At 73.0% G+C, this 24,161-nt stretch carries 24 protein-coding genes; 13 read left to right on the forward strand and 11 right to left on the reverse strand.

Annotated elements, in window-relative coordinates:
- The 3 genes from ACFXMG_RS11135 to ACFXMG_RS11145 all read right to left on the reverse strand — a co-directional run bounded on the left by ACFXMG_RS11135 (window position 1) and on the right by ACFXMG_RS11145 (window position 2,199).
- Window positions 1–825 carry a MerR family transcriptional regulator gene (locus ACFXMG_RS11135; RefSeq protein ID WP_383814714.1) on the reverse strand — a complete coding sequence of 275 codons (825 nt, stop codon included), beginning with the start codon at window positions 823–825 and terminating at the stop codon, window positions 1–3.
- Complete coding sequence (locus ACFXMG_RS11140; protein WP_383814713.1) at window positions 818–1,354, reverse strand: VOC family protein; 537 nt, start codon at window positions 1,352–1,354, stop codon at window positions 818–820. Before ACFXMG_RS11140 ends, ACFXMG_RS11135 begins: the two co-directional genes overlap by 8 nt.
- Window positions 1,355–1,416: 62 nt before the next feature.
- Window positions 1,417–2,199 (reverse strand): NAD(P)H-dependent oxidoreductase, encoded by a 783-nt coding sequence (locus ACFXMG_RS11145; RefSeq protein ID WP_383814711.1) that lies wholly within the window; start codon window positions 2,197–2,199, stop codon window positions 1,417–1,419.
- Window positions 2,200–2,339: 140 nt separating this feature from the next.
- On the opposite strand from ACFXMG_RS11145, the gene ACFXMG_RS11150 reads away from it, so the two are divergent.
- The 5 genes from ACFXMG_RS11150 to ACFXMG_RS11170 all read left to right on the forward strand — a co-directional run bounded on the left by ACFXMG_RS11150 (window position 2,340) and on the right by ACFXMG_RS11170 (window position 4,669).
- Window positions 2,340–3,206, forward strand: a complete 867-nt coding sequence (locus ACFXMG_RS11150) for a helix-turn-helix transcriptional regulator (RefSeq protein ID WP_383814709.1) — start codon at window positions 2,340–2,342, stop codon at window positions 3,204–3,206.
- Window positions 3,207–3,216: 10 nt separating this feature from the next.
- Window positions 3,217–3,429, forward strand: a complete 213-nt coding sequence (locus tag ACFXMG_RS11155) for a hypothetical protein (RefSeq protein WP_383814708.1) — start codon at window positions 3,217–3,219, stop codon at window positions 3,427–3,429.
- Window positions 3,430–3,858: 429 nt separating this feature from the next.
- On the forward strand, window positions 3,859–4,083 hold the full coding sequence (locus ACFXMG_RS11160; RefSeq protein ID WP_383814706.1) for an acetyl-CoA carboxylase biotin carboxyl carrier protein subunit: 225 nt from the start codon (window positions 3,859–3,861) through the stop codon (window positions 4,081–4,083).
- A gap of 22 nt (window positions 4,084–4,105) precedes the next feature.
- A complete protein-coding gene (locus tag ACFXMG_RS11165; RefSeq protein WP_383814987.1) occupies window positions 4,106–4,285 on the forward strand; it encodes a hypothetical protein in 180 nt (59 codons plus the stop codon).
- Between the two features lie 45 nt (window positions 4,286–4,330).
- Window positions 4,331–4,669, forward strand: coding sequence for a hypothetical protein (locus ACFXMG_RS11170; RefSeq protein ID WP_383814705.1), 339 nt, complete (start codon window positions 4,331–4,333; stop codon window positions 4,667–4,669).
- A gap of 134 nt (window positions 4,670–4,803) precedes the next feature.
- Here ACFXMG_RS11170 and ACFXMG_RS11175 read toward each other — a convergent pair whose 3' ends face one another.
- Window positions 4,804–5,778, reverse strand: coding sequence for a DMT family transporter (locus tag ACFXMG_RS11175; protein ID WP_383814703.1), 975 nt, complete (start codon window positions 5,776–5,778; stop codon window positions 4,804–4,806).
- 33 nt (window positions 5,779–5,811) lie between these two features.
- Between ACFXMG_RS11175 and ACFXMG_RS11180 the strand changes: the two genes are divergently transcribed.
- On the forward strand, window positions 5,812–6,363 hold the full coding sequence (locus ACFXMG_RS11180; RefSeq protein WP_383814985.1) for a MarR family winged helix-turn-helix transcriptional regulator: 552 nt from the start codon (window positions 5,812–5,814) through the stop codon (window positions 6,361–6,363).
- A 9-nt stretch (window positions 6,364–6,372) separates the two neighbouring features.
- On the opposite strand, the gene ACFXMG_RS11185 is transcribed toward ACFXMG_RS11180, so the two are convergent.
- Window positions 6,373–7,125, reverse strand: a complete 753-nt coding sequence (locus ACFXMG_RS11185) for an MBL fold metallo-hydrolase (RefSeq protein ID WP_383814701.1) — start codon at window positions 7,123–7,125, stop codon at window positions 6,373–6,375.
- A 121-nt stretch (window positions 7,126–7,246) separates the two neighbouring features.
- Between ACFXMG_RS11185 and ACFXMG_RS11190 the strand changes: the two genes are divergently transcribed.
- The 4 genes from ACFXMG_RS11190 (at window position 7,247) to ACFXMG_RS11205 (ending at window position 13,046) form a co-directional block, all read left to right on the forward strand.
- Window positions 7,247–7,966 (forward strand): class I SAM-dependent methyltransferase, encoded by a 720-nt coding sequence (locus ACFXMG_RS11190; RefSeq protein ID WP_383814700.1) that lies wholly within the window; start codon window positions 7,247–7,249, stop codon window positions 7,964–7,966.
- 254 nt (window positions 7,967–8,220) lie between these two features.
- Window positions 8,221–10,794 (forward strand): collagenase, encoded by a 2,574-nt coding sequence (locus tag ACFXMG_RS11195; RefSeq protein ID WP_384119724.1) that lies wholly within the window; start codon window positions 8,221–8,223, stop codon window positions 10,792–10,794.
- Between the two features lie 117 nt (window positions 10,795–10,911).
- Entirely contained in the window at window positions 10,912–12,129 is a 1,218-nt protein-coding gene (locus ACFXMG_RS11200; protein WP_383814697.1) for an RNA ligase, read from the forward strand.
- Between the two features lie 2 nt (window positions 12,130–12,131).
- Window positions 12,132–13,046, forward strand: a complete 915-nt coding sequence (locus ACFXMG_RS11205) for an AAA family ATPase (protein ID WP_383814695.1) — start codon at window positions 12,132–12,134, stop codon at window positions 13,044–13,046.
- A gap of 33 nt (window positions 13,047–13,079) precedes the next feature.
- Here ACFXMG_RS11205 and ACFXMG_RS11210 read toward each other — a convergent pair whose 3' ends face one another.
- Window positions 13,080–13,643 (reverse strand): dihydrofolate reductase family protein, encoded by a 564-nt coding sequence (locus ACFXMG_RS11210; RefSeq protein ID WP_383814693.1) that lies wholly within the window; start codon window positions 13,641–13,643, stop codon window positions 13,080–13,082.
- A 225-nt stretch (window positions 13,644–13,868) separates the two neighbouring features.
- Here ACFXMG_RS11210 and ACFXMG_RS11215 point away from each other — a divergent pair, with 225 nt between their 5' ends.
- Window positions 13,869–15,107, forward strand: coding sequence for a hypothetical protein (locus tag ACFXMG_RS11215; RefSeq protein WP_383814691.1), 1,239 nt, complete (start codon window positions 13,869–13,871; stop codon window positions 15,105–15,107).
- Here the strand turns inward: ACFXMG_RS11215 and ACFXMG_RS11220 are convergent.
- Window positions 15,071–16,393, reverse strand: coding sequence for an amidohydrolase family protein (locus ACFXMG_RS11220; RefSeq protein WP_383814689.1), 1,323 nt, complete (start codon window positions 16,391–16,393; stop codon window positions 15,071–15,073). The two genes, ACFXMG_RS11215 and ACFXMG_RS11220, sit on opposite strands and share 37 nt — an antisense overlap.
- Window positions 16,394–16,553: 160 nt before the next feature.
- Here ACFXMG_RS11220 and ACFXMG_RS11225 point away from each other — a divergent pair, with 160 nt between their 5' ends.
- Window positions 16,554–18,287 carry a hypothetical protein gene (locus tag ACFXMG_RS11225; RefSeq protein WP_383814688.1) on the forward strand — a complete coding sequence of 578 codons (1,734 nt, stop codon included), beginning with the start codon at window positions 16,554–16,556 and terminating at the stop codon, window positions 18,285–18,287.
- Window position 18,288: 1 nt separating this feature from the next.
- Here ACFXMG_RS11225 and ACFXMG_RS11230 read toward each other — a convergent pair whose 3' ends face one another.
- Entirely contained in the window at window positions 18,289–20,439 is a 2,151-nt protein-coding gene (locus ACFXMG_RS11230) for an ATP-binding protein (protein WP_383814686.1), read from the reverse strand.
- A 212-nt stretch (window positions 20,440–20,651) separates the two neighbouring features.
- Here ACFXMG_RS11230 and ACFXMG_RS11235 point away from each other — a divergent pair, with 212 nt between their 5' ends.
- Complete coding sequence (locus ACFXMG_RS11235) at window positions 20,652–21,050, forward strand: DUF3052 family protein (RefSeq protein ID WP_383814684.1); 399 nt, start codon at window positions 20,652–20,654, stop codon at window positions 21,048–21,050.
- A 6-nt stretch (window positions 21,051–21,056) separates the two neighbouring features.
- On the opposite strand, the gene ACFXMG_RS11240 is transcribed toward ACFXMG_RS11235, so the two are convergent.
- Genes ACFXMG_RS11240 through ACFXMG_RS11250 form a run of 3 tightly spaced genes read right to left on the reverse strand, consistent with a single transcriptional unit; the run spans window position 21,057 to window position 24,054 of the window.
- Complete coding sequence (locus ACFXMG_RS11240; RefSeq protein ID WP_383814683.1) at window positions 21,057–21,872, reverse strand: ABC transporter ATP-binding protein; 816 nt, start codon at window positions 21,870–21,872, stop codon at window positions 21,057–21,059.
- The gene (locus tag ACFXMG_RS11245) at window positions 21,869–22,990 is read right to left on the reverse strand and encodes a FecCD family ABC transporter permease (protein WP_383814681.1); all 1,122 of its coding nucleotides are present in this window, start codon (window positions 22,988–22,990) and stop codon (window positions 21,869–21,871) included. Before ACFXMG_RS11245 ends, ACFXMG_RS11240 begins: the two co-directional genes overlap by 4 nt.
- Entirely contained in the window at window positions 22,987–24,054 is a 1,068-nt protein-coding gene (locus ACFXMG_RS11250; protein WP_383814679.1) for a FecCD family ABC transporter permease, read from the reverse strand. The genes ACFXMG_RS11245 and ACFXMG_RS11250 overlap by 4 nt, the downstream gene beginning before the upstream one ends.
- Window positions 24,055–24,161: the final 107 nt, after the last annotated feature.

Genomic DNA, 24,161 nt, shown 5'->3' on the forward strand with positions numbered 1-24,161 from the left:
TTACCCCCAGGTCGCGGCATCCGGGTCGATGCCATGCGCACGGGCCTCGGCGTCGATGGCGTGGCGGAACCACGTGGCGAGTCCGGCGCGGATGCCGTCGTAGTGGGCGGCGAATCCCGGATCGGACTCGTACGTGCGGCCGAGGCAGACCTGCATCTGGCGGGTCAGGGGGAAGTAGGAGGAGAACGCCTCGCGGTGGCGCTCGACGAGCCGGTCCGCCTCCGGGCTGCCCGGCGCGACCCCTGCGTCCATCGCCTTCCCGAGGGCGCTTTCGAGGTCGGCCATGGTGGCGGCGACGTCCCCCCACTCCTCCGGGCCGCGGGAGGCGGAGCGTTCGGCGTACTGCTGCCACTGCTCCGTGTCTCCGTAACGCCGGCGGGCCTCGGCGGGCCAGTCCGGGTTCCAGCGCGGGCCGAAGAGCTCGGTCTGCTGCTCGGAGGTGAGCAGCAGACCGCGCTCGTGGGCGTCGATCATGCGGTCCAGCCCGGCGCCGAGCCGCTGGAGCCGCTCGATCCGCTCGGTGACCTGGGCGCGCTGCGCCCGCAACGCGCCGGGCACGTCCGTGGCGGAGTCGTCCAGGACGGCCCGGATCCGGTCCAGGCCGAATCCGAGCTCGCGGTAGACGACGATGCGGTGCAGGCGTTCCAGGTCACCGGCGGTGTAGAGGCGGTATCCGGCGGGCGTACGCAGGGAGGGCCGGGCGAGTCCGATCTCGTCCCAGTGGTGCAGCGCGCGGACGGTCACGTCCAGACGCGCCGACACCTGTCCGACCGTCAGGCCCCCACCTGCATCCGCCCCCGTCATCCCATCCGTCTCATCAGGCATGCTCCCCATTGTCACCGTGCTCCTCGCGCGGTGGAGTGATGCCGATGGCCGCCAGGTTGCGTGCCTCCTCGCTGTCCGGGACGAACGGCTTGGCCGCGGTGATGACGACGCGGGCGTTCTCGGGGGTGATCACCTCCAGGTCTCGGGTGTTCCAGGGCGTGTTCCGCGGGCCGTCGACGGAACCGGGGCGCGCCGAGCGGCACGCCTCGGCGAGGCCGTCGAGTTGGTTCAGCACGCACGAGAAGCTGACGCTCATCGCCGGCGGCCGCTCCGGGACGTCCGTCGCCGCGACGAGGAGCACGTCCTGGAAGGCCCAGCGGCGCAGGTGGACGAGGGTGCCGGGGATGGTGAAGAGTTCGAAGAAGCCGAGGCCCCGCGTCCAGAAGTCCACCGACTCCGCGAGATCCCTGGTGGGGATCGTCACGAACGCGGGCATTCCGTAGATGCCGCGGAACGGTTCCGGCGCGACCGCCTCCGGTCCGGGGGCGGGGACAGGGCTCATCTCGAACGCGTTGAAGTAATCGCTCATGGACCCCACCTTGTGGCCTCACGCGGCGTGAGGGTCAAGCCGACATCTGAACAGTCGCGGTCTCAGGCACCGCGCACATGCAGTCCGAAGCCGGTACGGCCCTCCGGCTCCAGGCCCTCCCGCAGGTGCAGCGAGGGGATCTCGTAGTCGCCGAAGTTCTGGCGGCGATACGGGATCGGCGCGGTCGACTCCAAGGTCAGCAGGCGCTCCTGCCATGCCTTCGCCGCGTCGGCGTACTCCTCGGCGGACATCCGGTCGCTGCCGTACAGCACGAACGGGGGCAGCGGCTCGATGCCGGGGTAGTACAGGATCCCGTGGTGGATCGGAAACAGCAGGTCGTCGATGGGGCCGTTGATCCCGCGGGCGGTGTAGTGGGACTCCGGGCCGCCGACGGTCACGGACAGGAGGGCCCGCCGGCCCGCGAGGGTGCCCTCACCGAAGCGCTCGCCGTACTTGGTGGCGCTGTGCTCGCCCACGCCGTACGCGAAGCGGTAGGTGAACACCCGGTCCACCCAGCCCTTGAGGATCGCGGGCATCGTGTACCACCACAGTGGGAACTGGAAGACGATCGTGTCGGCCCACAGCAGCTTCTCCTGCTCGGCGCGGACGTCCGGGGTGAGCCGCCCGGCCTCGAAGGCCCGGCCGGAGTCCTGGGCGACCTTGAGCGGGCTGGAGGCGTCGGGGCCGTAGTCCGCGGCGTCCGCGGTCGCCTTCCAGCCCATCGCGTACAGGTCGCTCACCCGCACCTCGTGCCCGGCGCCCTCCAGCGTGGAGACCGCGAGGTCCTTCAGGGCGCCGTTGAGCGAGCGCGGCTCCGGGTGGGCGTAGACGATGAGCGTCTTCATGGGGACTCCTTCGGGATCGGATGTCCCCGAGTCTGGCCGCGTGGGCGGCCGGTGTTCAGGGGCGCCCGTTCCGTCGGAACGGGGTTCCTGGTAACGGCAGTACCACCCTCGGTGCGCCCGCCGGGCCGATACTGGGAGGCATGGACGATCTCGCGGGCTTTCTGCGGACCCGGCGCGCCCGGGTCGATCCGGCGGCCGCCGGCATCCCCACCGACGGCCGCCGCCGCGTCGAGGGGCTGCGCCGCGAGGAGGTGGCGCACCTGTCCGGGGTCAGCGTCGACTACTACGTACGCCTGGAGCAGGGGCGCGCGACCCAGCCCTCCGAGCAGGTCCTCGACGCGCTCGCCCGTGTCCTCGGCCTCGACGAGACCGAGCGCGGGCACCTGTACCGGCTCGCGCGGCAGAGGCGGCGCCGCGCGAAGGCGCCGGGCGGGCGGATGCGGCCGGAACTGCTGCGCGTCCTGGACCTGGTCACCGGCGCGCCGGCGCTGATCATGGACCACCGGCTGGACGTGCTGGCCGGCAACCGCCTCGCCGGGCTCCTGTACGGGCGGCCCCCGAAGGGTCTGAACACCGCCCGGCACATCTTCCTGGAGGAGGCCGAGCGCGGGCTGTACGCCGACTGGGAGTCGTGCACGCTGGACGTGGTGGGGCATCTGCGGCTGGCCGCCGGGAAGTACCCGGACGACCCGCGCCTCGCCTCGCTCGTCGGTGAACTCGCCATGGGCAGCGAGCGTTTCCGCCGCCTGTGGGCCCGCGCGGACGTACGCGCCCGCACCCATGGGCGCAAGGCGTACCGGCATCCGCTCGTGGGCCTGCTGGAGCTGCACCAGGAGAACTTCGCGCTGCCGGACGGGTCGGGCATGGAGCTGCTCGTCCTGTCCGCGCCGCCCGGCAGCCCCGCCGAGGACGGACTCCGCCTGCTCGCCGGACTGGACGACGCCGAGCCTGGCGGCCACGACACCTCCATGGCAGGCTCCCCGCACGAGTCACGTCACATCACGTAGGGGGAACCTCATGAAGCGCAGATACGCATGGGCGATCGGCGGCCTCGCCCTCGGCTGGATCGCGGTCGGCGCCGGTCCGGCGGCCGCGGATCCCGTCTCCGGCCCGGCCGCCGAGTCCGTCTCGGCGACGCTCGAATGGCCGGACTTCCTGCCCCTGCTGCCCGAAGACGCGGACCACGCCGGGACGGGCTGGAGCCCCGACTATCCCCTGAACGAGAACTGACACCGGCGAGGCGGAGCGAAGACACAGGTGTGTCATGCGGGGGGAAATGGCCCGCCCTTCACTTCTGTCGCCCGACAGGAATGAGTCGGCTCCGCCTCCGTGACAGGGGACCGCCCTGACCGTGACCACCGGTCCCGCCCGGCCGGGACACGCCGGCCGAGGCCCCGGCCGACGCGCCAACCGACTCCCCCGGCGACGGTTCGCTCGGGGCGTTCGGCCACCGCCAGGAGTTACGGCGGGGCATGGAAGGGCACCTTCTCGCTCGCGGCCCACCGGGCGTTCCTCGACCCGAACGCCGGGTCGATCGCCGCGTTCCGGGCCCGCCAGGGCGCGGCGTTCGCGGCCGAGCGCGCGGCGTGGGAGGCGGCCGGGTAGTTCGCCCGCGCCGAGGCCGCGTCGAAGGCGGCGCCGCCGGCGGACGCCGTCGAGGTGCCCGAGGGAGGGCGGCTGGTCGAGGCCGACCTCACCGCCTGGGTGTGGCAGGTGAACGGGGCCGCCGGAGACCGGGTGACGGCGGGTCAGCAGCTCGTGGCGCTGGAGGCGATGAGGATGGAGTCGCCGGTGTCCTCCCCCGCCGAGGGCGTCGTCGTGGAGGCCCTGGTCAAGGCGGGCAGCCGGATGGTCATCCTGGGCCCGTCGAGACGGAAGAGGTAGCGGTGCGAGAGGTCGCTGGCTACTGACCCCCGAAGGTCTCGGGGCGCTCGTGGCGGCGCTGCCACGCCCGATGGCCGACGGCACGTCCGAGGTCGGCTTCCTGTGCGAGCCGGAGGCGCTGAAGGGGGCGCCGGACATCACGGCGTACGGAGGGTGGCGCGCGGCGCTGGCGGCGGGACTGACGCCCCCGCCGGGTGTCTGAGGGCAGTCGTGATCGGGGCCGGGGGCGGAGGGGTGCTGGTCAACCGTGGGAACGGACGCCTCGTCAGAAGATGCCGCCCGAACGGAAGGAGAGCTCGCGACGGGCGTCCTGCCCCGCCCCGCCGAGCCCGGCATCCTCCGCACCGCCCACGCGATCACGGCCGCGCTCTCCCCGGGGCGGAAGGGCCGGTTGCTGGCGGAGCTACTCGGCGCGCCGGCCGGGGACGAGCAGTCGGCGGTGAGGGACCGTCGGCATCTGCGGGCCGTCGCCGACGGCCGGCGTACGGACGTCGACCGCGCGCAGGCGGCCGCGCTGCGGACCGGCGAGCGCGGCGGGATGCGCCCCCTCGGCGACGTCGTGGCCTCGCTCGGCGGGGCCCGGTGAGCCACGGCTTGACCGACCGGGCCGCCGTGGTCCTCTCGGCCATGTCCGCGCAGGCGCCCGACACCTTCGCCGCGAGCGTCCGTACTCTGGCCGCCATCACGGCGGCACACGAACGCGGCACCGTCCCACCCGGCTCAACCCCCACCGACCCGTGGGGGCGTCCGGGCCTCCGGTGAACCACTGTGGCGGTCACCCGCATCACCTGGCTCAGGTCCACCGCCTAGTCCAGGGGGTGCCCCGGCCGGTCGGTCGGTTTGGAGGCGTCGGCTGCGGGGTGGTCTGCCGAGGAAGATGCCGCAGAGGACGAGGGCCAGGCCGCCCAGTTGGTGGGCCGTCAGTGTCTCGCCGGCGACCGCCACGCCCAGGAGTACGCCCGTCACCGGGTTCAGCAGGCCGAGCAGGCCCACCGTGGCGGCGGGCAGGTGCCGGAGGCCGGCGAACCAGACGGTGAAGGCCAGGGCCGTGGCGATCAGGGAGACGTAGGCGAAGGCGAGGAGCGCGGACGGGGAGAGCGCGGGCGGGGCGCCTTCCACGGCGACCGCGACGGGCAGCAGGACGAGGCCGCCCGCGGTGAGTTGCCACGCGGTCGAGGCGAGGACGTCCACGTCGGTGGTCCACCGTTTGGCGAGGATGTGCCCGAAGGCCGAGACGAGCATGGCGGCGACAGACGCCAGGACGCCCGTGCCGCTGACGCCGCCCGCCCCCGTGAGCAGCATGAGGGCGACCCCGGTCAGGCCGACCACGGCCCCGGCCAGGTGGGCGAGGCGGGGCCGCTCGGCGATGAGGATCCACGCGATGAGCATCATCGCGAGCGGCGACACCGCCATCACCGTGGACGCGACGCTCGTCGGGAGCATCTGGGAGGCGGCGTACACGAGGACGAAGAAGAGGCTCACGTTGAGCAGCCCGAGCACCGCGGAGCGCCACCACCACGCACCGCGGGGCCGCTTCCTCGCCAGGAGCAGCAGGACGGCGCCGGCGGGCAGCGCGCGCAGGGCCGCTCCGTAGAGCGGGCTGTCCGCGGGCAGGAACTCATGGGTGACGAAGTAGTTCGCTCCCCAGGCCACGGGCGCGACAGCGGTCAGCACGACCCAACGATTTGCTTCCATGGAAGCAAATATATAGCTTCCCGGGAAGCTATGATGGTGGTCATGGACGATCCGCCTCCGACTCTGCCGCCGTCGCCGCCGCCGTCGCTGGACCGGGTGGCCCGCATCCAGGCCGACTGGCGCCGCGAGCGCCCCGACCTCGACGTGACCCCCCAGGGAGTCATCGGCCGGCTGCACCGGCTGGCCGACCGCCTCACCGGCGAGCTGAGCCTCGTCTACGACCGGTACGGGCTCGGCGAGGGGGAGTTCGACGTGCTGTGCGCGCTGCGGCGCGCGGGCGCGCCGTACGAACGCGCCCCGGGCGAACTCGCCGCGCACACCATGGTCACCACGGGCGCGATGACCAAGCGCATCGACCGCCTGGAGCGCGCCGGGCTGGTCACCCGCCGCCGCGCGGCCGACGACCAGCGCGGCCGGATCGTCGCCCTCACCCGCCCGGGACGCGAGCTGATCGACCGCGCCTTCGCCGACCACATGGAGAACGAACGGCGCCTGCTGGACCAGCTGACCCCCGTCGAGGCCGCGGCCCTGGAGGCACTCCTCACGAACTGGCTCGGCCGCCTGGAGCCACCGGCTTCCCCGTGACCAGACAGTTCAGACCGTAAAGGACACGCCGGGTTCGGCGTACCGGACCTCTCCCGGGAACTCCGCGGCGGCTAGCGCGACGGCCTCGGCGGGCTCCGTGCCGGGCCCGACGTGCGTCACGACGAGCCGGCCCGCGCTGGCTCGGGCCGCGCTCCGCCCCGCCTCGGCGGCCGAGTGGTGTCCCGGCCCCGCCCCGTCCGCCTCGCAGACGAAGAGGTCGCAGTCCCGGGCGAGTTCGACGAGGGCGGGGCAGGGCGCGCAGTCGCCCGAGTAGACGAGCGAGCGGCCCCGGCCGTCCTCGACGCGGAGCGCGAAGGCGGGCATGCCGTGCTCGACGGCCCGCGCGCGCAGGGTCAGTCCGCCGATCGTGGCGACGTGCCCGTCGTACAGCTCCTCGAAGGCGAAGGCCCGCTCGACGGGGCTCCGTTCGGGGCCGTTGGTCAGGAAGCCCGCCAGCCGGTCGGCGGTGCCGGGCGGCGCGTAGAGGGGGACAGGCAGGTCGAGGGAGAGCCCGGCGTACAGCAGGGCGTAGTACGCGGTGAGCAGGTCGGCGCTGTGGTCGGCGTGCAGGTGGGAGATCCAGATCGCGTCGATCTCGCCGAGTCGGGCGTACTTCTGGAGCTCGGCGAGCGTGCCGGTGCCTGCGTCCACCCACACCCGGACGCCACCGCCCTCGACGAGCTGGCCGGAGCAGGCGTTCCCCGGCCGGGGGAAGGGCGTGGCGGAGCCGAGCACGGTGATCCGTAGCGAGTCGTCGGTCATGCACACGACCCTAGAGCGACGACCGAACCCCGACACCGGGCCCGTACGGAATCGACATCGCGCTTTGCCGTTTCGGCAACAGGACTGGCCCGGACGGGACCGGCTGCGCGACCGTGACCCCATGCCCGACGACATCGCCGCAGAAGCGCCCCCGACCGCCCCGACCCCCCTCTCCTCCGACGCCCCCTCCCCCGACGCCCCCGCGTTCGCCGACGGTTACGTCGGGGACCCCAGCGTGCGCGACGAGTGGGACAGCCGCTACTCCGAGCGGCAGCAGCTCTGGAGCGGGCAGCCCAACGGGGCGCTCGTGGCGGAGGTCGCGGACCTCGCCCCGGGACGGGTGCTCGATGTCGGCTGCGGTGAGGGCGCGGACGCCATCTGGCTCGCCCGCGCGGGCTGGGACGTCACCGCTCTGGAGGTGTCGGGGGTCGCGCTGCGGCGGGCGGCCGCCCACGCGCGGGACGCCGGTGCCGACATCCGCTGGGTGCACGCCGGACTGACAGAGGCGGCGCTCCCGCCGGCCTCCTTCGACCTGGTCTCGGCCCAGTACCCGGCCCTGCTCCGCACCCCTGGGGCCGAGGCCGAGCACGCCCTGCTCGCGGCCGTCGCCCCCGGCGGCGTGCTGCTGCTCGTCCACCACGCGGGCATGCACGAGCACCGGCCCGAGCAGGACAGCGCCTTCGACCCCGCCGACTACGTCTGGCCGTCGATGGTCGCCGCGCTCCTCGGCGAGGACTGGCGGGTCGACGTGGACGAGGAACGCCCCCGCGTGGCCCCCGAAGGCGGCGCCGGCGCCCACCACACCCACGACGTCGTCCTGCGAGCCCGCCGCCTCCGCTGACGTCGACGCCTGCTCCACCCCAGTTCCACCGCGCCGCCCCTGATCCCGTCACAGACACGGGACCAGGGGCGGCGTTCCGCATGCCGGGCCGACGACGGGCCGACGACGGGCGGATGACGCCGAGGTGACGCGACGGGTTCTGTCGTACCCCTTCCCGTCGCCATGTGACGTGTGAAATTGTACGACCGCTCCGAGAGCCCTTGACGGAGCGCCGTCAATCACTCCCCCACTGTGTCCGGCCCTGTCATGCGGCCGTGCAAGGCCAGGAGGCCAAGGTGAAAACCGCCCGAATATCGGGACTGCCGTACCGCGTACGGCTCTTGACCGCCACCGTGACGTCCTGTCTGGCGCTCGGGCTGCTCGCCCCGACCGCCCAGGGCGCCGCCGCTCCCCTCCCCGCACCCGCACCCGCTGCGATCCCCGCCCCCGCCAAGGCGCCCGACGCCGACGCCCCGCAGCCCGCGAGCGTCCCCGCCCCGGAGACACGGGAGGCGGACCACGCCTCCGGGAGGGTCCCCGCCTCCCAGCGTCCGCCGGTCCTCCCCGTCAAGGACCCGGCGACCGCCGCCTCGCTCTCCGCCACCGCGCGGGCCCGGACCGCCGCCGCCTGCAACGTCGCCGACTTCACCACCCGCACTGGCAGCGCCCTGGTCCAGCTCGTCAAGGCGTCCGAACCGGGCTGCGTCGACGACCTCTTCCAGCTGACCGGCAGCGACGCCCGGGGCGCCTTCCGCGAGGCGCAGATGGTGACCGTCGCCGACGCGCTGCGCGCCAACTCCGCCGCGTACCCGGGTGACAACGGCACCTCCACCTACCAGTTGGTGCTCTTCCTCCGCGCCGGCTACTACGTCCAGTGGTACAACTCCTCGGACGTCGGCAGCTACGGACCGGCCCTGACCGCCGCCATCCGGGGCGCCCTCGACGGCTACTTCGGCAGCGCCCGCTCCCGCGACGTCACGGCCGCCAACGCGGGCATCCTCGGCGAGTCGGTCATCCTGATCGACAGCGCGCAGGAGAACGCCCGGTACATCCCGGTCGTCAAGCGCCTGCTGACGGATTACGACGCCGCCACGTACAACGCCGTCGCCGGCATGCCCCCGGCGGTCAACAACGTCAACACCGTGCTGTTCCGCGGCCATCAGGCCGACGGCTTCCTCGCCGCCGTCCAGGCGGACCCGAGCCTTCTGGACACGCTGGCCGCCTTCACCTCCCGCAACAAGGCGCTCCTCGGCGGTACTTACAGCTATCTGCCGTACAACACCGCCCGCGAGCTCGGCCGTTTCCTCCAGCACCCGGGGCTGCGGTCCAAGCTCCAGCCGCTGATGCGCGGGCTCGCCGACCAGAGCGCCCCGAGCGGGAACACCGCCTACCTGCTGGCCGCCCTCGCCGAGATGGTCGACGCCTACGACCCCTCCCGCGCCGCCGACTACGGCACCGCGAACGCCGCGGCCCGGCTGCGCGCCGGCATCCTCGTCACCAGCCACTCGTGCAGCCCGTCGATCCGGGTGCTGGCCCAGCAGGTGACCGCCGCCAACCTGACCGCGATCTGCGACAGCCTCATCAAGCAGGACGCGTACTTCCACTCCGTCGCCCGCGACCTGGGGCCGGTCGCCGACGACCACAACACCGCGATCGAGGTCGTCGTCTTCGACCGGAGCTACGACTACCAGGTGTTCGCCGCCGCCATCTACGGCATCAACACCGACAACGGCGGCATGTACCTAGAGGGCGACCCGGCCCAGCCGGGCAACCTGCCCCGCTTCCTCGCGTACGAGGACACCCGCGTGCTGCCCGACTTCCAGGTGTGGAACCTGAACCACGAGTACACCCACTACCTCGACGGCCGCTTCAACATGCACGGCGACTTCACCGCCGGCGTCTCCACCCCCACCATCTGGTGGATCGAGGGCTTCGCCGAGTACGTCTCGTACTCCTACCGGAACCTGTCCTACGACGCCGCCATCGCCGCGGCCGGTCTGCACACGTACAAGCTGAGCACCCTCTTCGACACCACCTACGAGAACACCAACACGGAGCGCACCTACCGCTGGGGCTACCTCGCCGTGCGCTACATGCTGGAGAAGCACCGCGCCGACCTGGACGCCGTGCTCGCCAAGTACCGGGCGGGCGACTGGAACGGCGCGCGCACCCTGCTGAAGACCACGATCGGCACCCGGTACGACGCGGACTTCGACGCCTGGCTGACCGCCTGCGCCGCCGGCGCCTGCGCCACCACCCCGCAGCCCGGCAACCAGGCCCCGACGGCCTCCTTCGAGGCCACCGTCAGCGGCATGACGGCCTCCTTCACCGACACCTCCCGCGACAGCGACGGCAGCATCGCGAGCCGCTCCTGGGACTTCGGCGACGGCACGACGTCGACCGCCGCCACCCCCTCCCGTACCTACACCGCGGCAGGCACGTACACCGTGAAGCTCACCGTCACCGACGACAAGGGCGCCACGGCCACCACCAGCCGCACCGTCGCCGTCTCGGTCCTCCCCGGCTGCCCCGACCCCGATGTCCGCCGGCTCGACCGGGACTGCACCCGAGGCAACGTCTCCGCGACCACTGGCAATTACGCCTACCACTACCTGTACGTCCCCGCCGGAACCCCGCGACTGACCATCACCACCACCGGCGCCGACGGGAACGCCGACCTCTACTACAACGCCTCCTCCTGGGCCACCACGGGCGCGTACACCGCCCGTTCCACCCGGACCGGCAGCGCCGAGGCCCTCACCGTGGACAACCCGCCGACCGGCTGGGTCTACATCAGCCTCCACGCCCAACAGGGCTTCACGGGGGCAAGTGTGACGGTCCGTTACTGAACCGTTCGCAGCACGCCCTGACCACGAGCATCCGCACCAGGCCCGGACCCGCTAAATCGCTGGTCCGGGCCGTGGTCCGCACGGGAGGATGGGGCCCTCGGAACCAGGAGGGAACCCATGAGCCAGGCGTACCTGACTCTCGACGCACTGCTGCCGCCGCACGAGCTGGCCGCCGCGGTCGAGGCCGGGCATGTGACCCGCAAGTCGCACCCCGAGCTGCCGCTGTCCATCTACACGTACACGCGGAGCTGTCAGTACGAAGGCATCTGGAACCGCGTCACCATCCGCTGCCGCGGCCTCGTCGCCGACGACCGCACCGGCCGGATCGTCGCCCTGCCGCTGCCGAAGTTCTTCAACGTCTCCGAGCACGAGTCCGGCCGGCCCTACGCGCCCGCGCTGCCCGACGAACCGTTCGAGGTGTACGAGAAGGTCGACGGCAGCCTCGGCCTGGTCTTCCACTACGAGGGCCGCTGGCGGGTCGCTTCCAAGGGCTCCTTCATCAGCGCGCAGGCCACCTGGGCGCAGCGCCGGCTCGACGCGGCCGACACCGCGAGGCTGGTGCCGGGGACGACGTACCTGATGGAGATCGTCTACCCGCAGAACCGTATCGTCGTGGACTACGGCGACCGGCGGGACCTCGTCCTGCTCGCCGCGTTCGGCCCCGACGGCTCGGAGATCGGCCTCGACGAGGCCGCCGCGGCGTGGACCGGCGTCGGTTCGGTCGTGACCGTGCACCCGCCGATGCCGCTTGACGCGCTCGTCAAGCTGGCCGCGACGAACACGCTGCCCGACGGCGCCGCCGCCACCGGCACCGACGCCGAGGGCTTCGTGCTGCGCTTCGCGTCCGGGGTACGGGCCAAGGCCAAGCTCGCCGAGTACGTCCGCCTCCACAAGGTCCTCACGGGCGTCACGGAGCGCGACATCTGGCGCGGGCACGGCATCCAGCGTTTCGCGGGGACCTCCGCGAAGCGCCTGGCCCAGGGCCTCGGCCTGTCCGTCGCGGAGCTCGGCGGCATCCGCTCGCAGGGCGGGCGCCCCCTGGACGCCCTCCTGGAGCAGGTGCCGGACGAGTTCGACGCCTGGGTCCGGTCCGTGATCGCGGGGCTGGAGGAGTCGTTCGCCGCCCGCGAGCGTGCCATCGACGCCGCTTTCGCGCGGCTCGCCCCGCTCGCGGGCGACCGGGGCGCCTTCGCCCGCGCCGCGCAGGAGCTGCCCGACCCGGAGCTGCGCTCGGCGATGTTCCTGCGCCTCGACGACCGCCCCACCGACCTCTTCGTCTGGCGTAGCCTGCGCCCGGAGACCGCCGACCCCTTCACCACCGACGAGGAGAACTGACCGTGCCCGTGGTCCACGTGATGACCGGACTGCCGGCCTCCGGCAAGACGACCGCCGCCCGCGCCCTCCAGGAGCGTTCCGAGGGCCGGATGCGCCGCGTCAACCTCGACGACCTGCGCACCATGCTCGACCTGCCGAGCGGCGACCGCCGCTCGCGCGCCCACGAGCGGACGGTGCTCGACATCCAGGACGTCGCCGTGCGCGCCGCCGTCGACGGCGGCTTCGACGTCGTCGTCGACAACACCCACCTCACCCCGCACATCCCGCGCAGGCTGAAGGCGGCCCTGGCCGGCCGTGAGGCCGACTTCGTCGTGCACGACTTCACCGCCGTGCCCACCGACGAGTGCGTCCGCCGCGACGCGGCCCGCGAGCGGCCCGTCGGCGAGGAGATCATCCGCATCCTCGCCGAGAAGCACGCCAAGGCCACCCGCGGCGGCTGGCGGCTGACCGCGGAGTGGCTCGGCGAGCGGCCCGCCGTCACCCCGTACGTCCCCGACACGGCGCTGCCGTCGGCCGTCCTGTGCGACATCGACGGCACCCTCGCGCTGCGCGGCGACCGCGGTCCGTACGACTTCACCCGCTGCGACCTCGATCTCCTCAACGTCTCGGTCCGCGACGCCCTGCGCGCCTTCCGCGGCTCCCACCAGGACCGCATCGTGCTCCTGTCCGGCCGCAGCGAGGCTCACCGCCCGCTGACGGAGGCATGGCTGGAGCGGTACGAGGTCCCCTACGACGAGCTGTGGATGCGCCCCTCCGACGACGGGCGCTCCGACGACGTCGTCAAGGCCGAACTCTTCGACGCCCACGTCCGCCACCGCTACGCGGTCCGCGTGTCCCTCGACGACCGCGACCGGGTGGTGGCGGTCTGGCGCCGCATGGGCCTGCCCACGTGGCAGGTCAACTACGGCAACTTCTGATCCCGCGTTCCCGGGAGCCGGCGGACGCGCCGGCTAACGGGCCACGCGGTAGCGGAGGTAGACGACCTTCGCGCCGAGGGTGCGGGTCTCGACGAGTTCGAGATCCACGTGCCGCTCGTGCCGGGCGAAGTACGGGATGCCGCCGCCGACGAGGACCGGGTAGACCATGACCCGGTACTCGTCGATCAGACCCGCCTCGGCCGCCTGCACGGCGAGCGTCGCCCCGCCGATCGCGATCTCGCCCTCCCCCGGCTCGGCCCGCAGCCGCTCGATCTCCTCCACGAGTCCGCCGGTGGCGAGCCGGGCGCTCCCCTCCACCTCCGACAAGGTGCGGGAGAAGACCACCTTCGGCAGCGGATTCCAGAGCGCGATCCACTCGCGCGTGTCCTCGTCGAGCGTCGGATCCTGATCGGCGGTCTCCCAGTACAGCATCGTCTCGTACAGCTTGCGCCCCAGCAGGTGTACGTCGACCCCCCGGATCTCGTCGATCCAGAACCGGAAGACCTCGTCGATGGGCGCCGTCCAGTCGAACCCCCCGTCCGGCCCGACGATGTAGCCGTCGAGCGACACGTTCATCGAATAGGTCACGGTGCGCATCGGAAGACCTCCTCGGTAGGGACTCTCGACAGTACGACCGCCGCTCGCCCCGGAACTCATCGCGACGCGCGGAAACACGGCTTCGCGGGCGTGTCCCTTGGTGTGCGTGCCTCGTTCGTATCTGCGGTTTTCGGTCGATCGATGGAGGGGTGGCTCATGCAGGTCCGGATGGTTGCGGAGCGTGCGGACGGGATCGGGGAGGGGGCGGTGGCCCGTGCGGGGAGGATGAACGTGCTGGACCGGGCGTTCGCGCTGTTCCCGGAGCGGAGCACCGAGCGGGTGACGGTGGTACACGTCCTGGACTTTCCCGAGGGCTCGTTCACGCTCGACGCGCTGCGTGCGCGCGTGGCTGAGCGGGCCCCCGGGCTGGAGGCCCTCCAGGTCGAGGCGGTCGCGGGTGCGCGTTCATGGACGCGGACCGCGCTGCCCGTGACCGGCGCGCATGTGCGTGAGGAGCGGGTGGACGGGCGGCTCGGCGAGGCGACCGACGAGCTGCTGCGCGAGGCGCTGCCCGCCCGTCCGGCGCCCGGGTGGGACCTGCGGATGCTGACGTGCCAGGTCGAGAAGGTGCAGCGGCTGTGCTTCCGTATCGACCACGCCGTCACGGACGGCGTCGGGGCGGCGCACCTGGTGGCCGCGCTGCTGACCGACACGCCCGTCATGGGGCCCTACCCGTACCGGCCGCCCGTGTCCCGGCGTGCCTCGACGGCGTGGTTGCGTTCGTCGCCGTTCGGAAGGTTCCCCGAGCACGAGACGGTGCCCGCCGGGTGCGAGGCGGCGGGGAGCGGGCTGGCGGCCATGGCGTACGCGGACGTCCCGGACGACCGCCTGCGGGCGGTGGCTTCGCGGTGGGGCGTGGGTGTCAACGAGGTGTATCTCGCCGCGGTGACCGGCGCGCTCGCGGCCTTGCAGCGGCGGGAGGCGGGGCGGACCCAGGATCTGCGGGTGGTGATGCCGATGTCGGTCCGCACGCTGGAGGCGCAGCTCACGCCGGGGAACGCCGCTCTGCCGGCGATGCTGCGGCTGCCGTGCGGCGAGGCGAGCCCGGCTGCGCGGCTGGAGGCCGTGGCCGGGCAGACCCTCGCCCACAAGGGGTCCGGGCTGCGGGAGGGCGGCTGGAAGACCCTCCTGCGCGTGCCGCCCCGCCTGCTCCACCGGTCGATGCAGCGCCCCGGTTTCCGGTTGGTCACCAGTCACATCCGCGTCAACGGCGCCTACCGTATCCTGGGCGCCGCCCCGCTCGGCACGAGCGTCTTCGGCCTGAACAGTCCCGGCATGCTCGGCTACTTCTCCCTCACCCGGACCACGCCCACGGCCCGCGTCACGCTCGTCCACGACCAGTCCCATACCGCGGTGGCCGACCTCCCCGAGCTGTGGGTGAAGGCGCTCGCCGAACTCGCAGAACACTCCCCTACACGGGGAGCACGTCAGAACGCATCGAGCTCGGCGTCCACTTCCGGGTAGCGGGTGACCGTCAGCCGGTCGATGACGGTGCCTCGTGCGACGACCATCAGCGGGTCGATGAAGGCCCGGAAGTCGTCCAGCGGGTTGGATGCGAGGACAACGAGATCGGCGGTCTTCCCGCTCTCGACGGAGCCCGTCACGTCGGCGAGGCCGAGGATCTTCGCGTTGGTGCCGGTCGCGGCGTTCAGCGCCTGCGCCGGGGTGAGGCCGCCGTAGCGTACGGCGAGGTCCAGCTCGCGCCAGACGTTGTAGTGGGTGACGAAGGTGAGTGCCGAGTCGGTGCCCATGCCGATCGGGATCCCGTACGTCAGGGCGTCGCGGATGCCTTGCATCATCTCCTCCAGGACCAGTTCCGCGTTGGCCTTGTTGATGTCGCTGATTCCGGTGGTCTCCTGGTCGAGTTTCACCAGGGGAAGGCATGCCTGGAGGGTCGGGATGAGGGCCGACGTGCCGTTGAGCGAGCGCGGGTTGTCGTGGAAGAGGGCAGCCGCTTCCTCGGTGATCCGCGCGCCGTGTTCGATCGTGTCGACGCCGGCGCGCAGGGATGCCAGGATGCCTTCCTTGCTCTGGGCGTGGGCCGCGACGAGCACGCCGGCGTTGTGCGCCTCCTCGCAGACGGCCCTCATCTCCTCCTCGGTCATCTCCGGCCGCCCGGCCTGGCCGATCACCCGGGCGTCGGTCACGCCACCGGTGGCCGAGATCTTGATCGCCTTCACGCCCTGGGCCAGGTTGGCGCGGACGTTGCGCCGGGCCTCCCAGGGCGAGTCCGAGATCAGCGCGATCTGTGGGGCTCCGTGGCCTCCCGTCACGGCGAGCAGCGGGCCCGAGGCGAGCACGCGGGGCCCGGGGTAGTCGCCGCGGTCGATCTCCTCCGCGACCGCGACGACCTCGTAGGCGACGTCACCCACGCTGCGGATGGTGGTCACACCCGAGTGCAGCTGCGTCCGCACGTTCGCCTTCGTGCGCCGTTTGAAGAACTGCTTGCCGAAGGGGCTGCGCGAGAAGAGCGAGAGGATGCCCTGCGCGGAGTCGTTCAGCAGGATCGGGGGCAGTGGCTTGCCGTCGGAGAAGAGATGCGCGTGCGCGTTGATCAGACCGGGGACGGCGTAGCGTCCGGCCATGCTGAGGATCCGATATCCCGGTGGCACGGGTGTGGTGGCCGTCGGTCCGACCTGTTCGAATGCTCCGTCGCCGCCGATGACGATCGTCGACCCGGGGAGGAGGCTTCCCTGGGTGTCACCGGTGACGAGGGTGACGTCGGTCAGAGCGAGCGGCCCCGTCATCATCCAGCGCTCCTCACGTTCGGTCGTCCGGTCGTCCTTGTTGAACGATGACCCCTCCGGGATACGGGCGCACCTTCATGGCAGCCGGTCGGTGAGGGTCCCCGCGCCGTGGCGGATAGGGTGAGGGGCCGCGACGACAGCACGCTCGTTCAGGAGGTCACGAGTGGGGCCCGAACCTCAGGCGATCCGCGTGCCGGTCGGAGAGGGATCCCGGCGGTGGACGAGCCGGACCACCCAGCGTCGGGTGCTGCTGGTGGTCCACAACGTCACCTCGGCCGGCCGCCTGATGGATGTCGTGCCTCTCTTCCACGACGACTTCCGCGTCCAACTGCTGGTCACGTCGACGGGCTCCTCCGCGTTCCAGGCCGGCATCGGCGAGGTCTTCCGCGAACTGGAGCTGCCGGAGCTGCCGTGGAAGCAGGCGCTGTCTACGTCGGTCGACCTGGCGATCTCGGCGAGCTTCGGCGGCGAACTCGACCAGATCGAGGGCAAGTTGTCCGTCTTGTCCCATGGTGTCGGATACACTAAGAGACTGCCCACACCGGGATCCGGGATCCGGGATCCGGGATCCGGGATCCGGGATCCGGGATCCACGTTCGGGCTGTCGCCGGAGTGGTTGCTGGCCGACGGACGGCCCTTCGTCGACGGGCTCGTGCTCTCCCACCCCGAGCAGTTGGAGCGGCTCGCCCGGGTCTGCGCGGAGGCGGCGCCTTCGGCCGTCGTCGCGGGCGACCCCTGCTTCGACCGGATGCTCGCGGCGCGCCCGTACCGGGACAGGTTCCGGCGTGCGCTGGGGGTCCGCCGCGGGCAGCGGCTCGTCGTCCTGAACTCGACCTGGAACCCTGAGGGACTCTTCGGCGGCGGAGGCGGGCGCGACGTGCTGCCCGGGCTCCTGCCGCGCCTCGCCGCCGAGCTGCCGGCCGACGACTACCGGCTCGCCGCCGTCCTGCATCCGAACATCTGGTACGGGCACGGCCCCGGCCAGGTCCGGGCGTGGCTGGACCGCGCCCGGCGGGGCGGGCTGGTCCTGATCGATCCCGTCCACGCGTGGCGGCAGGCCCTGCTCGCCGCCGACCTCGTCCTTGGCGACTTCGGCGCGGTGTCGTACTACGCCGCCGCCCTGGGCACTCCCGTCCTGCTGGCCGCCGACGGGGCGGACGTCCTCGCCCCCGACGCGCCGCTCGCGGAGTTCGTCCGGCGCGCGCCCCGGCTCGATCCGTACGCCCCGCTCCTCCCCCAGGTGCGCCAGGGCATCGCCGGGCACCGCCCCGATCCCGACGCCGCCGGATTCGTCACCTCGGCCCCCGGGCGGTCGGCCGAGCTGCTGCGCCGGCACTTCTACGCGTCGATGGACCTGCCCGAGCCCCCTGGCCCCGCGTCCCTGGAACCCCTCCCGCTCCCGCCCCTCAGCCCTGCGAAGGTCACGGCTCCGCTGCACGTGCGGACCCGCGTCAACGGGACGGACATCGCCATCGAGCGGTCCACCGAGCATCCGGCGGGCGCCGCGGGCGAGGCGCATCTGGCCGTGCACGAGGAGACGCGGCACCCCGGGGACCTCGACGTGGCCGACGTGATCACGCGCGACGGCCGGGCGGACGACCCTCGGCTGGGCGGCCCGGACCGGTGGAGCGAGGAGGTGCTGCGCCTGCACCCCCACTGCTCGACCGCGGTGTTCGTGACGGGCCCGCACACCTGCGTCGTACGCAGCCGGACGCGGGGCCTCTTCCACCTGTCCGCCAACGCCGACGCCGACGCCGACCCGGCCGCGTACGCCTCCGCCCTGCACGCCTGGCTGGCGTACGACCGAACAGGCGGAAGAGCCACCGCGCCCGGCGTCGTACTCCGGATGCACACGGCCGGCGGTGCGCATCCGTTCCGCGTGGACGCGGTCGGCTGACCTACCGGACGGCGCCCGCCTCGCACCGGCGCCGCAGACCGGCGAGGTAGGCGCGGTGCGGGGTGGCGGAGGCGGGCAGCAGCGCCTCGGCTGCGTCGATCGTGGCCAGGGCCGTCGTCTCGTCACCCGCGTCGTGCAGGGTCTCCGCCAGGTCGGTGAGGGCGCGGGCCTGGTTGTACGCCTCCGGGGGCGCTCCCGTGCGTCCGGCGAAGAAGTCCACGGCGTTCTCCAGGCAGCGGCGGGACTCGTCCAGCCGGCCCAGGCCACGCAGCGCGCGTCCCTGATGGCGCTCGGCCAGGGCGAGGGCCCTCGGAAGGTCCGCCGCGCCTTCCTGGCCTGCCTCGATCCTCCGGTAGACGGACTCGGCCTCCACGAACCTCTCGTGTGCCTCCTCGTACGCCCAGCGGTTCAGGCTCAGCAGCCCGAGGAGTTCCACGGCGGACGCCTCGCCCCGCAGGTGGCCGGCCGCGCGCTCGTACGTGACGGCCGCGCGGGCGGCGCGGTTCGCCTGCTCCCAGCGCCCCAACTCGCCGAGGCAGTGGGCGAGCTGGAAGTGGAGGGCGGCGGCCATCCGCTCGTCGGCGCGGCTCTCCTCGGCGTACCGCGCCGCGTCCCGGAGCGCGGGGAGGGCCTCGTCCCAGTACCCGGCCTTGAGCTGGAGCGGCCACAGGGCGCGGGCCAGCCACAGGGCGGTGTCGGTCCGCTGGTGCTCCTCGGCCAGGACGACCGCGCGGGCCACGTTGGCCGCCTCGGCCGCCAGGACCGCGATGCCGTCGGGTACGGCTCCGGGTTCGGCGCGGTGCTCCGGCGGGAGCTCGGTCCGCCAGCTCTCCGGCAGGGCCGCGCGGGAGGCGGGCAGCACCAGGCCGAGCAGCGCTGCGAGCATCCGGTCCACGGCGGCCGCGCACGCGCCGAGGCCGTACTCCCCGGCGGCGGTCTCGGCCAATTGCCGCCTGATCTCGGGCCGGAAGCGGTACCGCTGTTCGGGGAGGGGTTCCAGGATCCCGACGTCCACGGCCTCGTCGAGGCGCCGGGCGGCCGTCAGCTCGTGGACCTCGGCGGCGGCCGACGCGAGCGTGGCACTGATGGACGGCCAGCCGCCGAGCGCGGTGAGCCGGCACAGGCGCAGCGCCTCCGGGTCGAGCCGGAGCGACGCGAGGTGCGCGGCGGCCCGGACCGGATGGTCCTGCGACGTCCCGGCCCGAGACACGGGTACGGCGCCGGGCGCGGGCTCCGGCTCGTCGCGGGTCAGCAGGCGTGCCTCCGCGTGCAGGGCGAACGCGTTGCCGCGGCAGCGTTCGAGCACGCCGGGCAGGTGCGTCTTGACCCGCGCGGCGTGTTCCGGCCCGGCCACCTTGCGTACGAGCTGCTTCGCGTACCGGTCGGTCAGCGGCGGTACGGCGACGCGTTCGGCCTCCAGCAGGAGCGGCGGCCCGGACACGACGACCACCAGCAGGACGTCGGGGGTCGACGGGACGAGGGCGCGGACCTGGGCCAGCGAGGTCGTGTGGTCGATCACCACGAGGGCCCTCCGTCCCGCGGTGAGCTTCCGGTAGAGCCGCTCGCGGCCCGACTCGGTGGGCGGTATGCGGTCGGCGTCCACGTCCATCTCGCGCAGCAGCCGCAGGAGTACGCCGGCGGGCTCCGGTCCGGTCTCGCCGGAGGTGTCGCGCAGATCGACGTAGTACTGCCCGTCGGGGAAGCGGTCGCGGCCCTCGGCTCCCAGCCGGAGCGCGACCGCGGTGGAACCGCTGCCCGCGGCGCCCGACAGGAGGGCGACCCGGGGGCGGCCCTCCCAGGGGCGGTCGGCTTCCTTCAGCAGTTGCTTGAGCACCTTCTGCCGGTTCGTGAACGCCCAGGGCGCCGGGGGCATGGCGCCCTGGGAGGGCTCCCCGTCCTCGTCGGGGGCGCTCGCCAGCATCAGCGCCCATTCGCCGGCCCGCTGCGGGTCGCGGCCGAGCCGTGCGTGCACGCGCCCCGCGAGCGCGCGGCGGTCCTCCGTACCCGCCGGCAGGGCGGTCTCCCTCCCGAGGGTCCGTCTCACCAGGGCTCCCGCCGACAGGGTCAGGTTCTTGCCGATCTCTCCGGCGGCCCCGTTCCCCACCCCCAGCAGGAACGTGGTCAGCGCACTGAGCGCCACGACCTCCAACACGTCGGCCCCTCCCCCTGTTCGCCAGCCCTGCTTCCGCCGGACTGTATCGCCGCTGCCGCTGATCACGGAAACGTCCGCACCCGGGTAACTCCCCTGCCTGGCGCGATACATGTGCGCCACGCCGGACGACACACGGCTCGCCACCGGCCCGCCTCGTCTGTTTGGCTCTCTTCCGGCCGTACGCGGGGTGCGCGCGGCCGGAGGAGGGGCGGATGACGGCGGACTACGCGCGGCGGATGGGCCTCACGGCGGGGCAGAAGGTGCGGGAACTCGGCTGGGACGACGACACGGACCCGGCGATCCAGGACTCCGTCCGGCGGGTCACCGGGCTCGCGCTGCTGGACGACGAGTCCCCGGACCGGGTGGACGTCGTTCTGTACTGGTGGCGGAACGGCGACGGCGACCTCGCGAGCGAGCTGGCGTACGACCTCGGACCGGTGTCCGACGACGTCGCGATCTGGATCCTCACCCCGGGCGCCGGCCTGCCCGGCCACGCGCCGCCCGTCGACATCACGGAGGCCGCCGCCGACGCGGGCCTGCGGCACGCCTCCGCCACGGCCCTCGGCGCCTGGACCGGCCACCGCCTCACGCGGCGACCGCCCGCGCGCTAGCGCTCGTCACAGCGCCGCGTGGTAGCGCCTGGGGGCGGCGGGGACCATGAGGGGTGTCCCGGTCTCGGGGTCGTCGATGATGCGGCAGGGCAGGCCGAAGACGTCCTCGACGAGTTCGGCGGTCATGACGTCGGCGGGGGCGCCCTCGGCGGCGATGGTGCCGCCGGGGCGCATCACGACGAGGTGGGTGGCGTAGCGGCACGCCTGGTTGAGGTCGTGGAGCACGGCCACGACCGTGTGGCCCTCGCGGGCGTGCAGTTCGGCGCACAGGTCGAGCACGTCGACCTGGTGGGCGATGTCGAGGTACGTGGTGGGCTCGTCGAGCAGCAGGAGGCGGGTCTGCTGGGCGAGGACCATGGCGAGCCAGACACGCTGGCGCTGCCCGCCGGAGAGGTCGTCGACGGGCCGGTCGGCGAGTTCGAGGACGCCGGTCCGGGTCATGGCCTTGACGACGGCGTCCTGGTCCTCGGCGGACCACTGCTTGAGCATCCCCTGGTGCGGGTACCGGCCCCGGGCCACGAGGTCGCCGACGGTGATGCCCCCGGGGGCGGTGGAGGACTGCGGCAGGAGGCCGATGCGGCGGGCGACCTCGCGGGAGCGGTACGAGGCGATGGACGCGCCGTCGAGGTAGACCTGTCCGTGGCGGGGCTTCAGCATCCGGGCGAGGGCCTTGAGGAGCGTGGACTTGCCGCAGGCGTTCGGCCCGATGATCACGGTGAAGGAGTGGTCGGGGATGTCGACGCCGAGGTCCGTGGCGACGGTCCGGCCGTCGTAGGCGAGCGTCAGGTCCTCGGCGCGCAGGCGGGGCGTCGGTGCGTTCATGCGCGGCTCTTTCGCGACTCGGTGATCAACAGCCAGATGAGGTACAGCCCGCCGATCGTGCCGGTCGCCGTTCCCACGGGGAGGAGTGCGGGGGCGAAGAGGCGCTGTGCGGCGAGGTCGCCGACGGCGAGCAGCAGCGCGCCCATGAGGGCGGCGGGCAGGAGTGCGGGTCCGGAGGTGCGGGTCAGGCGCCGGGCGAGCTGGGGTGCCGCCAGGGCGATGAACCAGATGGGTCCGGTGACGGCGGTGGCGAAGGCGGCGAGGGCGACGCTGACAAGGAGGAGGATTCCGCGGGTGCGTGCGACGTTCACGCCGAGGGCCGTCGCGGTGAGGTCGCCCATCTCCACCATGGCGAGCCGGCGGGAGTAGAGGAAGGCGGGCGGGAGGAGGACGGCGATCGCGAGGAGGATGGTGGTCGCGTGCGTCCAGCCCCGGTTGCTGAGGCTGCCGATGAGCCACGCCTGCGCCTCCAGGGCCTCCTGCCAGGTGGCCCGGGTGATCAGGTACGAGTTGACGGCGAGCAGCAGGGCGCTGACCCCGATGCCGGTGACGACCAGCCGGAAGCCCTGGAGTCCTCGGCCGAGCATGAGGAGGCGGACGGCGGCGGCGGTGGCGAGGCCGCCGATGAGGGCGCCGATCGCGGTCTGGGTCATGCTGCCGTGCATCACGATGATGACGAGGAGCGCGCCGACGGCCGAGCCGTTGGTGAAGCCGATGATGTCGGGGCTGCCCAGGGCGTTGCCGGTGAGGCTGGTGAGGAGGGCGCCGCTGACGGCGAGGGCGGCGCCGACGGCCAGGGCGGTCAGGAGGCGGGGCAGGCGCAGGGTGTTGACGATGAAGTCGGCGCCGCCGGAGTCCTGTCCGATCAGCGCCCGGAGGACCTCGCCGAGGGTCAGTTCGTAGTCGCCGGTGGCGAGGCTGACGAACATGACGGCGACGAGGGCGAGGAGGATGGCCGCCGTCACGGTGAGGGCCCGGCCCCGTACGCGTACGGACAGGCCGCCGGCCCGGGTCCGCAGCACGGTTCCGGGGACCACGCCGGGCCGGTGGGCGAATCCGCCCGCCGGGCGCGGGGTGTTCTCGTCGGGGGCCGTCTTCGCGGCGCGTGCGGTGCTCACAGCATGACCAGCTTTCGGCGGCGGCACAGCGCGAGGAACACGGGGGCGCCGATGAACGCGGTGACGATGCCCACCTGGACCTCGCCGGGCGCGCCCATCACGCGGCCGATGACGTCGGCGCCGATGAGGAGGACCGGGGCGAGCAGCATCGAGTAGGCGAGGACCCACCGCTGGTCGGGGCCGACGACGAAGCGGGCGATGTGCGGGACGACGAGGCCGACGAAGGCGATCGGTCCGGCGGCGGCGGTCGCGGCGCCGCAGAGGAGCATGACGCCGACGGCTCCGAGGATCCGGGTCCGGTTGACGTTGACGCCGAGCGCGTGGCCCATCTGGTCGCCCAGGGCGAGGGCGTTGAGCGAGGGGCCGAGCAGCAGGGCGATCACCAGGCCCACGACGACGAAGGGGAGGATCACGTACACGACGTCGAGATAGCGGCCGGCGAGGGAGCCGACGTTCCAGAAGCGGAACTGGTCGAAGGCGCGCGGGTTCAGCAGCAGGACGGCCGCGTTGAAGGCGTACAGCACCGCGGTCACCGCCGCGCCGGCGACGATCAGCCGGTCGGGCGTGGCGAGTTGGTGGCCGGAGGAGCCGAGGAGGTAGACGACGACGGTGGCGATCGCGGCGCCGAGGAAGGCGAACCACACGTAGCCGAGGACGGATCCCACGCCCAGGAAGGCGATGGCGACGACGACGCCGGCGGAGGAACCGAGGCTGATACCGAGCAGTCCGGGTTCGGCGAGCGGGTTGCGGGTCAGCGCCTGCATCAGCGCGCCCGAGAGGCCGAGGGCCGCGCCGACGAGCAGTCCGAGCAGGGTCCTGGGGATGCGGTAGTCGTGGATGATGACGGAGGTCTCGGACCCGTCAGGGTTCCACAGCGCGCTCCAGGTGGCGGTGAACGGGATGCCGCGGGTGCCGGTCCACACGCTGAGCAGGGCCACGAGGACCAGCGCGGCGCACACGGCGAGCAGTCCGGCTCCGCGCAGCGCCGTGGAGGTGCCTCGCGGCCGGGGTACGGGAGTGGGGCGGGCATGCCGCTCGGGCACCGCCTGGGTCTCGAACGGCAACGACTGTCCCCCTGACGGCGGTGCACGCGTACCGCGGTCGTGCGTGGTGGTACGGATGAGGCGGCGGCTCGGCGCTCCAGAGGCTGCACGAGGCTTGCAACTTAGGC

The sequence above is a fragment of the Streptomyces sp. NPDC059201 genome (assembly GCF_042754585.1).
Lineage (GTDB): Bacteria > Actinomycetota > Actinomycetes > Streptomycetales > Streptomycetaceae > Streptomyces.

Coding starts and splice junctions, on each gene's coding strand:
- ACFXMG_RS11135 (WP_383814714.1), bottom strand. CDS start 825: ATGCCTGATGAGACGGATGGGATGACGGGGGCGGATGCAGGTGGGGGC.
- ACFXMG_RS11140 (WP_383814713.1), bottom strand. CDS start 1,354: ATGAGCGATTACTTCAACGCGTTCGAGATGAGCCCTGTCCCCGCCCCC.
- ACFXMG_RS11145 (WP_383814711.1), bottom strand. CDS start 2,199: ATGAAGACGCTCATCGTCTACGCCCACCCGGAGCCGCGCTCGCTCAAC.
- ACFXMG_RS11150 (WP_383814709.1), top strand. CDS start 2,340: ATGGACGATCTCGCGGGCTTTCTGCGGACCCGGCGCGCCCGGGTCGAT.
- ACFXMG_RS11155 (WP_383814708.1), top strand. CDS start 3,217: ATGAAGCGCAGATACGCATGGGCGATCGGCGGCCTCGCCCTCGGCTGG.
- ACFXMG_RS11175 (WP_383814703.1), bottom strand. CDS start 5,778: ATGGAAGCAAATCGTTGGGTCGTGCTGACCGCTGTCGCGCCCGTGGCC.
- ACFXMG_RS11180 (WP_383814985.1), top strand. CDS start 5,812: ATGGTGGTCATGGACGATCCGCCTCCGACTCTGCCGCCGTCGCCGCCG.
- ACFXMG_RS11185 (WP_383814701.1), bottom strand. CDS start 7,125: ATGACCGACGACTCGCTACGGATCACCGTGCTCGGCTCCGCCACGCCC.
- ACFXMG_RS11190 (WP_383814700.1), top strand. CDS start 7,247: ATGCCCGACGACATCGCCGCAGAAGCGCCCCCGACCGCCCCGACCCCC.
- ACFXMG_RS11200 (WP_383814697.1), top strand. CDS start 10,912: ATGAGCCAGGCGTACCTGACTCTCGACGCACTGCTGCCGCCGCACGAG.
- ACFXMG_RS11210 (WP_383814693.1), bottom strand. CDS start 13,643: ATGCGCACCGTGACCTATTCGATGAACGTGTCGCTCGACGGCTACATC.
- ACFXMG_RS11215 (WP_383814691.1), top strand. CDS start 13,869: ATGAACGTGCTGGACCGGGCGTTCGCGCTGTTCCCGGAGCGGAGCACC.
- ACFXMG_RS11220 (WP_383814689.1), bottom strand. CDS start 16,393: ATGATGACGGGGCCGCTCGCTCTGACCGACGTCACCCTCGTCACCGGT.
- ACFXMG_RS11235 (WP_383814684.1), top strand. CDS start 20,652: ATGACGGCGGACTACGCGCGGCGGATGGGCCTCACGGCGGGGCAGAAG.
- ACFXMG_RS11240 (WP_383814683.1), bottom strand. CDS start 21,872: ATGAACGCACCGACGCCCCGCCTGCGCGCCGAGGACCTGACGCTCGCC.